This is a genomic window from Xanthomonas sp. 10-10 (assembly GCF_040182365.1).
GTDB lineage: Bacteria > Pseudomonadota > Gammaproteobacteria > Xanthomonadales > Xanthomonadaceae > Xanthomonas > Xanthomonas arboricola_F.
Genome location: NZ_CP144460.1, coordinates 2,663,240 through 2,676,871 on the forward strand (window position 1 = coordinate 2,663,240; position 13,632 = coordinate 2,676,871).

The window sequence follows — 13,632 nt, forward strand, 5'->3', positions numbered from 1 at the left end:
CCGTCAGCCCTTCGCCATGGCAGGCTTGCTGCCGGACGCTGCCGCCGCCACAGGCGCCGCGCGGCCATCCATGGTGTCCAGCAACAGCGTGGCTTCCTGTTCCATCTCGATGATGTAGCCGGCAATGCGCCCCTTGAAGAAGCGATGCGCCATCAACGCGGGCACTGCGATGATCATGCCGGTGGCGGTGCACACCAGCGCCTTGCCGATGCCGCCGGCCAGCTGGTTCACATCGCCCACGCCGTGATCGAGGATGCCCAGGAACATCTGGATCATGCCGACCACCGTGCCGAGCAACCCCAGCAGCGGACCGGCCGAGGCGATGGTGCCCAGCGCGTTCAGGTAGCGCTCCATGCGGTGCACCACATGGCGACCGGTATCTTCGATGCGTTCACGCACCAAATCGCGCGGACGACCGCGCACATCCAGCGCCGCCGCCAGCAGCGCGCCCAGCGGCGAATTGCGCCGCAGCGACTCGATGTGGGTGGGATCCAGCGTGCCGCGCGCGGCCCAGTTACGGACTTCTTCGCCCAGCCCCGGCGGCGTCACTTCGTTACGGCGCAAGGCCCACAGACGCTCCAGTACGATCGCAAGGGCGATCACACCCAGCAACAGCAACGGCACCATCGGCCAACCGCCCGCCTTGACCAGCTCCAACACGATTCGATTCCTCCGGCAACGCGGCCGCCTATTCGCTGGCCGATAGGATAGCAGTCGACCGCCGCCGTTCCGCAGCATCCCAAAGACGCGGCTGCCAGCGTCGTCGCTCGCGCAGCTGCAGGCTGTCCGCCCCCAGCCATACCCTGATCGCACCGGACTGGGCAGTGTCGAGCAATTCGGCCCCGCTGCCCGTCCAGCGCTGAACCACCTGTGCGCGGGGATGGCCAAAACGGTTGCCATACCCGGAGGAGACCAGCGCCAGCTGCGCTCCGGTGGCGGCAATGAAAGCGGCGTGCGAGCCGTCTGCGCTGCCGTGATGCGGTACCACCACCACCTCGGCACGCAGCCCCGCAACCTGCTCGCGCATCAGTCGACGCTCGATGAGCTCGTCGATGTCGCCCGGCAACAGCGCACTGGCGTGCAGCGTCTCGACCCGCAGCACGCAGCTGGATTGGTTGCGCAGATACGGAAAATCCGCAGCTGGATGCAGAAAGCGAAAGCGCACGCCATCCCACTCCCACTGACGGCCGGCCTGGCAGCGCGAGCTGACATCCAGCGGCGCCCCTGGCGGTGCAGCCGTCATCGCGACCGGCAGACCCGCGCTCACCGCTGCGTATCCGCCGGCATGGTCGGCGTCGGCATGACTGAGCACCAGCGCATCCAGCTGACGCACCCCGAGCGCACGCAGGGCGGGCAGCACCACGCGCTCGCCGGCATCGAACCCATCGCGCACTGCGGGGCCGGTGTCGAACAGCAGCGCATGCCGCTGCGTGCGCACCAGCACTGCCAGACCCTGCCCGACATCCAACACCTGCAGGTCGGCTTCGCCAGCGCCGGGCAAGGCACGATCCGGCCATAGCAACGGCAGCCACAGCAGCATCGCAACGGCCTTGCCCGGCGTGCCTCGCGGCAGCAATAGCCAGAAGGCGCCCAGCAACGCTGCAATCAGCGCAATCGCGTCGGATTCGGGCACCCACCACAACGCCACCGTGGTCTGCCCAAGCCAGACGAACCCCGGCCAGGTCAACGTGAAGCACCAGCCGGCCAATTGCCATGCCCAGACGCCCGCACCGGCATGCAGCGCTTCAAGCGCTGTTCCCAGCAGGCACAGCGGCACCACGACAAAGGTCCACCAGGGAATGGCGACAAGATTGGCCAACGGCCCCACCAGCGATGCCTGCCCGAACAAGCTGACCGTCAGTGGCAGCAAGCCGACGGTGGCGACGGTCTGCGCAGACAGGAAGCCGCGCAGGAGGCTGCGGTCATCTGCGGGCAGGCACCACACCAGCCAGGCGACGCCGGCAAAACTGAGCCAGAAGCCTGCCACCAGCACGCTCAATGGGTCCCATGCCAGCACTGCAAGCAGCGCCAGCGCAAGAATCTGCGCCGTTGTGGCGCGTCGCCGCGCAACCCGCGCAAGTGCCACGACGGCGATCATCAGCACGGTGCGCACCGTGGGCAGCGCCAATCCTGCAACCACCGCGTACGCAGCGGCGCCGAGCAGCGCGGCGATGGCTGCGGCATGCACGCGTGGCATCACCAGACCCAGACCCGGCCACCATCGCCACAGCCCGGCCACCATCAGTGCAAAGAACGCGGCAACCAGGCCGACATGGAATCCGGAGATGGCGATCAGATGGCTCAGCCCGGTCGCGCGCAGGGTCGCCCATGCCGCATCGTCCAGTCCACGCGTGTCGCCCAGTGCAAGTGCGCGCAGGTAAGGCGCAGAAGGGCCGGAGACCTGCGCGGCAATCCGCAGCGACATCCGGTCGCGCCAGGCATCCACGCCACGCGGAGCGACAACCTCGCGCGCAGCGCCGAGGTCGCGTACATACCCGGTGGCGACGATGCGCTGCGCCAACGCCTGACGTTCGGCATCGAACCCACCCGGGTTGCGCAGACCGCGCGGTGCACGCAGCTTGAGCTGCAGTTGCCAATGTGCCCCCGCCCGCAGCGCGGCGCGCGGGCCGATCTGGTCGGCACCGAAGGCGTCGTACCAGGCCAGTTGCAACAGTTTGCCGCGCAGGGCCACCGGCTGCGCTCGATCGTGATCGACGCGCAACTGGAACCGCGTACGCCGTTGCTCGGCCACCGGCAGCCCGACGATGCGGCCGCGAACGCTGATCTCGCGCGCTTCGTCACGTGGCGGCAATTGCGACTGCAAGGTCTCGGCCACTTGCCAGCCAGTCAGCCCGAAGCCTGCCGTCGCCGTTGCAAGTGCCAGCATCCACCACGCTGGCCGCGGACGCAGCCACAGGGTGAGCGCAGTGCCGAGCACGCCAGCAAACAGACAGGCGGCATACAGCGCCTGCGGCAACAGCGCCGGCGACCATGCACAAACGACCACGCCCAGCAGCAACGCGCCTGCGACCGGCACTGCCGATGCAAGCCGCGGCGACGGGGCTGCGTGACCTGACACATCCATGTTGCCGCTCAATCCCGATCATCCTGATCCAAAGAGCAACGCTAAACCAGCCGGTGGGTTGGAGGCAGCGGTGGTTTGCGTACAACACGGTCAGAAGAGACCGCATCTGCTGTAGCGCGTTGCCGGCCTGCCGCGATTCGATGCGCATGCTCAACGCTGCCAACGGGTTTCGGCCAGGAGCCTCAGCGATGAAGCTGGCGGTCAGCTCGATCGTCCCCCGCGCATCCCCTCGGTCGAGCCGCACGAAAAAACCGCGTAGAACGATGAAACGTGGCCGATGCAACAATCGCCAGATCACCCCAACAGATCGCACGGCGCCGCATTCGCCCCGATTTCATGAGCGAGCGACTATGTTCGACGCTGTTTTTGAGGAGTTCCCCCACATGCGTAAAGGCATTGCATTGATTGTCGGCGTGACCGGCATCTCCGGCTACAACCTGGCCAACGTGCTGGTCGCCGATGGCTGGACCGTTTACGGCCTGGCGCGCCGCCCGCTGCAGCACGACGGCGTCATTCCCGTCGCCGCCGATCTGCTGGACGCCGACAGCACCAACAACGCGTTGCGTGGCCTGCCGATCACCCACGTGTTTTTCTGTACCTGGACGCGTCGCGACACCGAACGCGAGAACGTCGAGGCCAATGGCGCAATGATGCGGCACCTGTGCGATGCCTTGAGCGCCGCGCCGCTGCAGCACATGGCGCTGGTCACCGGCACCAAGCATTACCTGGGCGCCTTCGAGAACTACGGTAGCGGCAAGGCCGAAACGCCGTTCCGCGAGAGCGAGCCACGCCAGCCGGGCGAAAACTTCTACTACACGCTCGAAGACCTGCTGTTCGCGCACGCCGAGCGGCACGGCTTTGGGTGGAGCGTGCATCGCTCGCACACCATGATCGGCATGGCCAACGGCAGCAATGCGATGAACATGGGCGTGACGCTGGCGGTCTACGCCTCGCTGTGCAAACACACCGGGCAGCCATTCGTGTTCCCGGGCTCGCAAGCGCAGTGGAACAGCCTCACCGACCTGACCGACGCTGGCCTGCTTGGCCGTCAGCTGGCCTGGGCGGGTCTGAGCCCGGCAGCGCGCAACCAGGCCTTCAACACCGTCAATGGCGATGTGTTCCGCTGGCGCTGGATGTGGGGCGAGATCGCGGCGTTCTTCGACCTCGATGCCCCCCCCTGCCCCGACACGCCGCAGCCACTGGAAGCGCGCCTGACCGAGACCGCACCAGCGCTGTGGGCCGAGCTGGCCGCGCAGCACAATCTGGTCGAGTCGGACGTCAATCGCCTGGCCTCGTGGTGGCACACCGATGCCGACCTGGGCCGCGAGATCGAGTGCGTCAACGACATGACCAAGAGTCGCGAACTGGGTTTTCTGGACTTCTACGACAGCCGCGCTTCGTTCTTCGAGCTGTTCACCCGGTTGCGGGCACTTCGCATCATTCCCTGACCGCAGCCAATGCGTCGCTGCAGGTCGCACCGGCCTGCAGCGATGTGAATAAGCGTGGAGCAAAGAGGTTTAGAGCCGCCCGACAAACCGCGTGTGCTCACCGCCGGTGGGACGCAGCCAATGCTCGGTCTGGCAACGGCTCGCCACGTTGCGTCCGCTGGCCCTGGAGCTGCGCACCGGGATTACACCACGGCGGCGACGCACCGAGCTGCCGCGCTGCGCATCCTGCACGCAGCGCGATGGCGCGAGAGATGCGTTTTATTGCGCGAGGCGACCGACAACCCGATCGCGTCGCAGGCACTCACAAGGCCGAGGGCGCCAGCTCGCGCAACTTGCCTTGATGCAGCTCCAGCACCCGATCCAGGCGACGCGCCAGGCTGCGGTCGTGAGTGACCAATACCAGGCTGGTACGCTGCGCGCGGTTGAGTTCCAGCATCAGTTCGAACACCGTGCCGGCGGTCTTGTCGTCGAGATTGCCGGTGGGCTCGTCGCCCAGCACGCATCCCGGCTTGTTCACCAGTGCACGCGCCACCGCACAGCGCTGACGCTCGCCGCCCGACAGTTCGCTGGGCTTGTGCTCGATACGATGGCCGAGCCCGACCGATTCCAGCAACTGCAATGCCTGCCCACGCGCCACCGCCACATCCTTGCCCGACAGCAGCACCGGCATCATCACGTTTTCCAGCGCGGTGAATTCCGGCAGCAGATGATGGAACTGGTACACGAAGCCCAATGCCTGGTTTCGCAGCCTGCCGCGCTCGCCATCGGACAGCGCCGACATGCGCTGTCCTGCGACATACACCTCGCCCGAGGTTGGAATGTCCAGCCCGCCAAGCAGATGCAGCAAGGTGCTCTTGCCCGCGCCGGACGCGCCGACGATCGCGACCGTTTCGCCGGTTGCCACCGACAGATCCAGACCGTCGAACACCGGCGTGCGCATCTTGCCTTCGGCATAGGTCTTGCCCAGACCCTCGGCCCGAATCACTGACTCTGCTTGGTTTGGCTTCTGCACGACCGATTCCCGATTGCCGATTTCCGATTCCCTGATCTCATTCATAACGCAGCGCCTCCGCCGGCTGGGTACGCGAGGCGCGCCATGCCGGGTACAAGGTCGCCAGGAAACTCATCACCAGCGCCACCACGGTGATCACCACCACGTCCTGGGTCTGCATGTCGGTCGGCAGGCCGGTGATGTAGTACACGTCTTCCGGCAGCAGCTTGACGCTGAAGATCGTCTCGATCAGGCCGAGGATGCGCTCCAGATTGAGGGTCAGCACGATACCGCCGATCACCCCCATGATCGTGCCCATGAAACCGATCAACGAGCCCTGCACCATGAACACCTGCATCACCCCGCCGGGCGACAGGCCCAGCGTGCGCAGAATCGCGATGTCGGCCTGCTTGTCGGTGACCAGCATGACCTGCGAAGACACCAGGTTGAACGCACCCATCGCCACGATCAGCGACAGCAGGATGCCCATCACGGTCTTTTCCATCTTCAACGAGTGATAGAGATTGGCGTTTTCCTGGGTCCAGTCGCTCACCCGGTACGGGCCGTGCAACTTCAACGCCAGATCGCGCGCGACGTTCCAGGCCTGATCCATGTCGTGGAGCCGCAGCCGCACGCCGGTGACGCCATCCATGCGCAACACCCGCCCCAGATCCTGCATGTTGACCACCGCCAGGCCGCGATCGATCTCGTTGTAGCCGGCTTCGAAAATCCCGCTGACGGTGAAGCGCTTGAGCCGCGGCATCGCGCCCAATGGCGTGGCCTGGGTATCGCTGAGCAATACGACGACGCTGTCGCCCACATCCACGCCCAGCCAGATCGCCAGCTCCTTGCCGATGACGATGTTGTAGGAGCCCGGAGTCAGGCTGTCGACCGAGCCCTGCTGCATCTTCTTGGCCAGCACGGACACCTTGTTCTCTTCGGCCGGAACGATGCCACGGACGATGGCCGGCTGCTTGCGTGGGCCCTGCAGCAGCGATTCGGTTTCGATATACGGTGCGGCGCCGGCAACGCGCGGGTCGGCCATGGCGACCTCGACCGCATGCTGCCAATCGCGCATCGGCGCGCCTTCGGCGCTGACAGTGGCATGCGCCGCCATCTGCAGCAGACGGTCGCGGATTTCCTTTTGAAAACCGCTCATCACTGCCAGCGTGGTGATCAGCACGGTGACGCCCAGGGCGATGCCCAGGATCGATGCCATCGAGATAAAGGAGATGAAGCCATTGCGCCGCTTGGCACGCAGGTAGCGCAAGCCGATGGCAACCGGGATAGGTTTGAACATGCGGTTCAACCGGGAAAGGGACGCTATGGTGCCACTTGCGGCCGCCCGGACGAAATCGCATGTGCCTGCGCGGCCAGACGCAGTTCACGTCGTTGCGCTGCAGGCAGGGTATCCGGCCAGAAATGCAGGCGTTCGCGGCGCGCATCCGGACCTGTCCACGCCACCACCGCAATCGGTCCGCGCCAGGCGATCTGCAGGTTCTGCACCTGCGTGCCGTCAATGCTGGCGGGGCTCTCGCCCCACGGAACGACCAGTTGCCGCACTGGCGAACGCAACAGCCGCCAGTGCGACCTGCCGACCGAAGCCGACGCAACGATGGACAGGACCACAGCCAGCCAGGCCGGCATGCCGCTGCGCCAGATGGCGCACAACGCCAGCACTGCGAGAAGGCTCAGTGCGCAAACAAGCCCGCGCGAAGGCCGCCACTCAAGCCGGCAAGGCGCGGATATCGGCGATGAGTGCGGCGTTGGCGACATCCGGGCAAGCCTCGTAACCCATGAACCAGCGCCACAACTTATCGTCTTCGCAATCCAGCAGCTGTAGGAAAACCGCGCGCTCGGCCTCGGAAGCCTGCGCCCAGCGCTGATCCAGATAGCGCCCGAACAGCTGATCCAGTTCGCGCATGCCGCGCCGGCAACGCCAGCGCAGCTTTTTCAACAAGGTCTGTTCGTCCATTCCTATCTCCACCCCGCCCTGCGGCGGGGGCGAAAACGACAGCGGCACCTGACCATGAGGCCGGTGCCGCTGCGAACCACATCCCGCCCATGCGAGATATCGGCGCCTTGCGATCAGGCGCGACGGGCCATCATCAATTTCTTGATCTCGGCGATCGCCAGCGCAGGATTCAGGCCCTTCGGGCAGGTCCGTGCGCAGTTCATGATGGTGTGGCAGCGATACAACTTGAACGGGTCCTCAAGATCGTCCAGCCGCGCACCGGTGTCCTCGTCGCGCGAGTCGATGATCCAGCGGTACGCCTGCAGCAGGATTGCCGGACCCAGGTAACGCTCGCCATTCCACCAGTAGCTCGGGCAGCTGGTCGAGCAGCACGCGCACAGGATGCACTCGTACAGGCCATCGAGCTTACGGCGGTCTTCCGGCGACTGCAGGCGCTCGCGATCCGGCGGCGGCGGGGTCTGGGTGCGGATCCACGGCTTGATCGACGCGTACTGCGCATAGAAGTGGGTCAGATCCGGAACCAGATCCTTGATCACATCCATATGTGGCAGCGGGTAGATCGGCACTTCGGCCTTGCCGCAGGCATCGATCGCCTTGGTGCAGGCCAGCGTATTGGTGCCGTCGATGTTCATCGCGCACGAGCCGCAGATGCCCTCGCGGCACGAACGACGGAACGCCAATGTCGGGTCGATCTCGTTCTTGATCTTGATCAGTGCGTCCAGCACCATCGGGCCGCACTTGTCGAGATCGATCTCATAGCTATCGGTGCGCGGGTTGGCGTCGCCATCCGGATCCCAGCGGTAGACCTTGAAGGTGCGCGTGTTCTTGGCGCCCTGCGCAGGGTAATGCTTACCCTTGCCGATCTTTGAATTCTTGGGGAGGGTGAACTCTGCCATAGCTGCTCTCGTTGGCTCAGGCGGTGCGCGGTGCGAACGACAGCCGCACCGTGCGCATGAAGGTAAAGACGATGGATGCCGCCACCGAAGCGGCGGTACAGCGGCCGGCCTGTTGCCGGCGCTGCTCCTGCGTGGTCAAACGCTCCGGCCGCTGCAAGCACCTGCCGCGGCGCCAGGACAACCCGGCGACCGGCTTCGTTACAGCGAGGGAGCCTTGCATGCGCATCGATCAGTAAACGCGCGGCTTCGGCGGGACGACGTCCACGTCCTTGCTCAGCGTATACATGTGCACCGGGCGATACTCGAACTCGCACTTGCCCTTGTCGTCGACGGTGACCAGCGTGTGCTTCTGCCAGTTGACGTCGTCGCGGTCCGGGAAGTCCTCGTGCGAATGCGCGCCGCGGCTTTCCTTGCGCTGCTCGGCCGAATTGATCGTCGCCACTGCGTTGAGCAGCAGGTTGTTCAATTCGTAGGTCTCGATCAGATCCGAGTTCCAGACCAGCGAGCGGTCGGACACCTTGACGTCTTCGAAGGTGGCGAAGATCTCGGCCATCTTGTCCACGCCTTCCTTCAAGGTCTTGCTGGTGCGGAACACTGCGGCGTCGGACTGCATGGTGCGCTGCATGTTGTCGCGGATCACCGAGGTCGGCGTGGAGCCGTTGGCATAGCGCAACTTGTCCAGCAGCCCCAGTGCCTTGTCGCAGGCATCGGCCGGCAGGTTCTTGTGCGGCTGGTTGGGCTTGACCGTCTCGGCGCAGCGGTTTGCCACCGCACGGCCGAACACCACCAGATCCAGCAGCGAGTTGGAACCCAGGCGGTTGGCACCGTGCACCGACACGCAGGCGGCTTCGCCGATCGCGTACAGGCCAGGCACCACCGCATCCGGGTCGTCGCCCTGCTTGCGCACCACTTCGCCGTAGAAATTGGTCGGAATGCCGCCCATGTTGTAGTGCACCGTCGGCAGCACCGGGATCGGCTGCTTGGTCACGTCCACACCGGCAAAGATGTGGGCGCTTTCGGCGATGCCGGGCAGCTTTTCGTTGATGACTTCCGGGCCGAGGTGGGTCAGGTCGAGCAGGATGTGATCCTTGTGCTCGCCGACACCGCGGCCTTCGCGGATCTCCACCGTCATCGAACGCGACACCACATCGCGCGATGCCAGATCCTTGTAATGCGGTGCATAGCGCTCCATGAAGCGCTCGCCGTTGCTGTTGCGCAGAATGCCGCCTTCGCCGCGTACGCCCTCGGTGATCAGGCAGCCCGCACCGTAGATGCCGGTGGGATGGAACTGCACGAACTCCATGTCCTGCACCGGCAGGCCGGCACGCATCACCAGGCCGCCGCCATCACCGGTACAGGTGTGCGCGGAGGTGGCGCTGAAGTAGGCACGGCCGTAACCGCCGGTGGCCAGCACCACGCCGTGTGCGCGGAACAGATGCAGCGAGCCTTCGGCCATGTCCAGGGCCAGCACGCCACGGCAGACACCTTCTTCGTCGAAGATCAGGTCCAGCGCGAAGTACTCGATCATGAAGCGCGCGTTGTGCGCCAGCGACTGCTGATACAGCGTGTGCAGCATCGCGTGGCCGGTACGGTCGGCTGCCGCGCAGGTGCGCTGCGCCGACGGGCCTTCGCCGTACTTGGTGGTCATGCCACCGAACGGGCGCTGGTAGATCTTGCCCTCTTCGGTGCGCGAGAACGGCACGCCGTAGTGTTCCAGCTCGATGATGGCCGGAATCGCTTCGCGGCACATGTACTCGATCGCGTCCTGGTCGCCCAGCCAATCGGAGCCCTTGATGGTGTCGTAGAAGTGGTAGCGCCAATCGTCTTCGCCCATGTTGCCGAGCGCGGCGGAAATACCGCCCTGCGCTGCGACGGTGTGCGACCGGGTCGGGAAGACCTTGGTCAGGCAGACCGTCTGCAGGCCTTTCTGGGCCAAGCCGAACGTGGCACGCAGGCCGGCGCCGCCGGCACCCACCACGACCATGTCGTACTTGTGTTCAGTGATCTTGTAAGCGGACATCTAATCTGGATTCCTGTTCTGTGTGCCCGATGACTCAGGCACCGCCCAGCGCGATGCGCGCCACTGCGAAAATGCTGACGATCGCGCCAAGCACGGCGATGAACTTCACCGTCGTCTGCAACGCCAGCGCCAGCAACGAATTGTGGATGTAGTCCTCGAGCACGACCTGCAGGCCAAGCTGCGCGTGCCAGAACATCGCCACCAGGAAACCGACCAGCAATACGGAGTTCCATGGCTTGGACACTGCGGTGACTGCCGTCATGTAGTCGGAACCGAGCAGGCTCAGCACGAACGCCACGAACCAGATCGCCAGCACGACCAAGGCGGTCGCGGTCAGCCGCTGCATCACGAAATGTTCGGTGCCGGTCTTGGCCGCGCCCAGCCCGCGTACGTTCTTCAACGGGGTGCGATAGCGGCTCATGCGGAAGCTCCAGTGAGGACATACGCCCAGATCGCAGCGGTCAGCACCAGGCTGGCGATCACCGACGTCCAGCTGCTGCGGATGAAGGCGGGAATGCTGAAGCCGCGGCCGAAATCCTGGACGATATGACGGATGCCGTTGGACAGGTGATAGGTGAAGGCCCATGACCAGGCGAACAGGAACAACTGGCCGTACCAGGCACCCAGATGCTGGGTGAGGCAATTCCAGTGGTCCTCACCGAGCATCAGCAACAGCAGCGAGACGGCGATGACCAGCGCGCCTCCGGAAAGGATGACGCCGGTGGCTCGATGCAGGATCGAGGTCGCCATCTGGATCTGCCAGCGATATACCTGCAGATGTGGAGAAGTGGGACGTTCGCGGATCGCCATTCGCTGGGCTCGTTTTCTCGGCTGGGCGGCACTAGGCCGCTGTGGCTAGACGCTGCTCAAAAATCGATGCAGCGTCCATTTTTTTCCCAGTCGCCGTAGCGCGTTGGCTCGGGGCCGTCGCGTCCACCAATCTCCTTCGGCAGTGGCTTCTTCTCGGGAATATGCTCCTGAGGGGAAGGCTGCGTCTCGGAATCCTGCGCTGGGGTGGGGGTTGGATGGCCTATCATAGTGGTCTCACAACGTTGCGATTTTAGTCCTCCCCATCCATGGCTGACAACCTGAATCTTATTCCACAGGGTTTTGGCTCCCTGCACGATATGCAATACGTCCGACTCGTCGGCGCGGATGCAGTGGCGTTTGCGCATGCCCAATTCGCCAATGACGTGCAGGCGCTGGCGATCGGGCAGTGGCAGTGGAACGCGTGGTTGACGGCGAAGGGGCGCGTGATCGCCATCTTCGCACTCCTGCGTGAGGACGACACCAGCGTGCTGATGCTGTTGCCTGACGGCAACGCCGGCGAGATCGCCGCGCAGCTCGGACGCTTCGTGTTCCGGCGCAAGCTGAAAATCAACGCCGTCGCGCTTGTGGCGTATGGCCGCTTCCAGGCGCCCGAGCACGCGCGAGGCGCGCAGGCCGATATCGGAACGCAGCGTGTCGCGCTGGATATGGGCAGCGCCGGCTTGCCGCGCACGCTCTTGCTCATCAGCGACCACGCATTGGCAGCGACTATCGAATTGCCCAACATGGACGTGCAATGGCGCCGTGCGGATCTGCAACTGGGCCTGGTTCGGCTGCCGGATGCGCAGCGCGAACAATGGACCCCGCAGCAACTGGCACTGGACCGCCTACAGGCTTTCAGCGTCAAGAAGGGCTGTTACCCGGGTCAGGAGATCGTTGCGCGCACGCATTTCCTGGGCAAGGCCAAGCGTGCGTTGCAGCTCGTGGAGACTGGAGAGGCCGCCCAGGCAGGCGATAGCGTCGAACTGGACGGTACCGCCATCGGCACAGTGGTCAGCGTTGCCGGCGATCTGGCACTGGCGGTGTTGCCACTGGACTTGGCCGTGGACGCGGCTATCGCCCTCAACGTGGGCGCGCAGGCCGCGCACCCGCGCGCGATCGTTCCCGGGCTGGAGCGTTAAGCCGGCTCCAGCCGCTGCCCGGTTGCCGGGTCGAAGAAATGCAACGCGTCGCTGCGCAATACCAGGCGCAGCGGTTGCCCGACCGCCGGCAGCGCCTGCGGCGCCACGCGGATCACCAGCGGCTGCCCACCGCGATCGAGATTGAGGAAGATCTCGTTGCCGACCGGCTCGATGACCTCCACCTGCGCATCGAAACCCAGGTGCGCATCGCTGGACGGCTGCAGATGCTCGGGGCGCACACCGACAATGACGTCCTGGCCGAACCAGCGGCGATCGACGCGTGCGGCGCCCAGCGGCACCCGCCAGCCGTCGGCCATCGCCAGATGCAGGCCGTCCTGCTCATCCAGCCGACCCTGCAGCACATTCATCGCCGGGCTGCCCAGGAAACCGGCGACAAACAGGTTGGCCGGACGATCGTACAGCGCCATCGGGCTGTCGATCTGCTGGATCACGCCGTCCTTGAGCACCACGATGCGCTGGCCCAGCGTCATCGCTTCGACCTGGTCGTGGGTGACGTAGATCATGGTGGTGCCGAGCTTGCGGTGCAGCTGTGCGATCTCGGTGCGCACGCTGTGGCGCAACTTGGCGTCCAGATTGGACAGCGGTTCGTCGAGCAGGAACACCGACGATTCGCGCACCATCGCCCGCCCCAGCGCCACGCGCTGGCGCTGGCCGCCGGACATCGCCTTGGGCAGCTTGTCGAGCATCGGGGTCAGGCCCAGCAGCTCGGCGGCGTTATTGACGCGCTCGGCGATGACCTGCTTGGGGTGACCACGCAGCTTGAGGCCGAAGGCCAGATTTTCCGCCACGGTCATGTGCGGATACAGCGCATAGCTCTGGAACACCATGGCGATGTCGCGGTCCTTCGGTGCCACGTCGTTGACCACGCGCTCGCCGATCTTGAGCGTGCCCGCGCTGATGTCCTCGAGCCCTGCGATCATGCGCAGCAAGGTCGACTTGCCGCAGCCTGACGGTCCGACCAGCACCATCAGCTCGCCATCGGCCACCTCGAAGCTTGCGCCCTGCACCGCCACCTGGCCGTTTTCATAGACCTTGCGGACACCTTCCAACTGCACTTTCGCCATCGTTCGGCCTCAACGTGTTGTATGCGCCCTGCCCTCGGCCCTCCCGATGGCAATGACGACCGACCCGTCTGCGAGGAAATCCCCTGCAAACGAATGCATTGGTTTATTCTGACATGTAATCGTTTTCACATGGCAACATCGATCTCGGAGGAACCATGCCGCTACCGACCCACGCCGCTGTTT

At 65.0% G+C, this 13,632-nt stretch carries 14 protein-coding genes and 1 pseudogene; 2 read left to right on the forward strand and 13 right to left on the reverse strand.

All coding sequences use genetic code 11. The annotated features are described in order from the left end of the window. Positions 1–3 precede the first annotated feature (3 nt). Entirely contained in the window at positions 4–660 is a 657-nt protein-coding gene (locus tag VZ068_RS11205) for a MotA/TolQ/ExbB proton channel family protein (RefSeq protein WP_349655365.1), read from the reverse strand. Next, a pseudogene (locus tag VZ068_RS11210) lies at positions 554–3,085 on the reverse strand (DNA internalization-related competence protein ComEC/Rec2). The gene VZ068_RS11205 and the pseudogene VZ068_RS11210 overlap by 107 nt, the downstream one beginning before the upstream one ends. Before the next feature lie 383 nt (positions 3,086–3,468). Here VZ068_RS11210 and VZ068_RS11215 point away from each other — a divergent pair. Further along, a complete protein-coding gene (locus VZ068_RS11215; RefSeq protein ID WP_349655366.1) occupies positions 3,469–4,533 on the forward strand; it encodes an SDR family oxidoreductase in 1,065 nt (354 codons plus the stop codon). Positions 4,534–4,834: 301 nt separating this feature from the next. On the opposite strand, the gene lolD is transcribed toward VZ068_RS11215, so the two are convergent. The 10 genes from lolD to VZ068_RS11265 form a co-directional block, all read right to left on the reverse strand. Next, the gene (gene lolD / locus VZ068_RS11220; protein ID WP_349655367.1) at positions 4,835–5,590 is read right to left on the reverse strand and encodes a lipoprotein-releasing ABC transporter ATP-binding protein LolD; all 756 of its coding nucleotides are present in this window, start codon (positions 5,588–5,590) and stop codon (positions 4,835–4,837) included. Further along, positions 5,583–6,824, reverse strand: coding sequence for a lipoprotein-releasing ABC transporter permease subunit (locus VZ068_RS11225; protein WP_259149279.1), 1,242 nt, complete (start codon positions 6,822–6,824; stop codon positions 5,583–5,585). The genes lolD and VZ068_RS11225 overlap by 8 nt, the downstream gene beginning before the upstream one ends. Before the next feature lie 23 nt (positions 6,825–6,847). Further along, positions 6,848–7,300 carry a protein YgfX gene (locus VZ068_RS11230; protein WP_259167858.1) on the reverse strand — a complete coding sequence of 151 codons (453 nt, stop codon included), beginning with the start codon at positions 7,298–7,300 and terminating at the stop codon, positions 6,848–6,850. Beyond that, a complete protein-coding gene (locus VZ068_RS11235) occupies positions 7,251–7,499 on the reverse strand; it encodes a succinate dehydrogenase assembly factor 2 (RefSeq protein WP_259149276.1) in 249 nt (82 codons plus the stop codon). Before VZ068_RS11235 ends, VZ068_RS11230 begins: the two co-directional genes overlap by 50 nt. A 113-nt stretch (positions 7,500–7,612) precedes the next feature. Continuing rightward, the gene (locus VZ068_RS11240) at positions 7,613–8,395 is read right to left on the reverse strand and encodes a succinate dehydrogenase iron-sulfur subunit (protein WP_046964080.1); all 783 of its coding nucleotides are present in this window, start codon (positions 8,393–8,395) and stop codon (positions 7,613–7,615) included. A 16-nt stretch (positions 8,396–8,411) separates the two neighbouring features. Then, positions 8,412–8,621: a hypothetical protein gene (locus VZ068_RS11245; RefSeq protein ID WP_259149274.1), complete on the reverse strand. Its 210-nt coding sequence runs from the start codon at positions 8,619–8,621 to the stop codon at positions 8,412–8,414. A 3-nt stretch (positions 8,622–8,624) separates the two neighbouring features. Beyond that, positions 8,625–10,415: a succinate dehydrogenase flavoprotein subunit gene (gene sdhA / locus VZ068_RS11250; protein ID WP_349655368.1), complete on the reverse strand. Its 1,791-nt coding sequence runs from the start codon at positions 10,413–10,415 to the stop codon at positions 8,625–8,627. 34 nt (positions 10,416–10,449) lie between these two features. After that, positions 10,450–10,836, reverse strand: a complete 387-nt coding sequence (gene sdhD, locus VZ068_RS11255; RefSeq protein WP_349655369.1) for a succinate dehydrogenase, hydrophobic membrane anchor protein — start codon at positions 10,834–10,836, stop codon at positions 10,450–10,452. Beyond that, positions 10,833–11,225, reverse strand: a complete 393-nt coding sequence (gene sdhC / locus VZ068_RS11260) for a succinate dehydrogenase, cytochrome b556 subunit (protein WP_104615640.1) — start codon at positions 11,223–11,225, stop codon at positions 10,833–10,835. Before sdhC ends, sdhD begins: the two co-directional genes overlap by 4 nt. Positions 11,226–11,281: 56 nt before the next feature. Next, positions 11,282–11,590 carry a DUF1674 domain-containing protein gene (locus VZ068_RS11265; RefSeq protein ID WP_349655370.1) on the reverse strand — a complete coding sequence of 103 codons (309 nt, stop codon included), beginning with the start codon at positions 11,588–11,590 and terminating at the stop codon, positions 11,282–11,284. On the opposite strand from VZ068_RS11265, the gene VZ068_RS11270 reads away from it, so the two are divergent. Then, positions 11,492–12,364: a folate-binding protein gene (locus tag VZ068_RS11270; RefSeq protein WP_349655371.1), complete on the forward strand. Its 873-nt coding sequence runs from the start codon at positions 11,492–11,494 to the stop codon at positions 12,362–12,364. The two genes, VZ068_RS11265 and VZ068_RS11270, sit on opposite strands and share 99 nt — an antisense overlap. On the opposite strand, the gene ugpC is transcribed toward VZ068_RS11270, so the two are convergent. Next, positions 12,361–13,449, reverse strand: coding sequence for a sn-glycerol-3-phosphate ABC transporter ATP-binding protein UgpC (ugpC, locus tag VZ068_RS11275; RefSeq protein WP_349655372.1), 1,089 nt, complete (start codon positions 13,447–13,449; stop codon positions 12,361–12,363). The genes VZ068_RS11270 and ugpC overlap by 4 nt on opposite strands. Positions 13,450–13,632 lie beyond the last annotated feature (183 nt).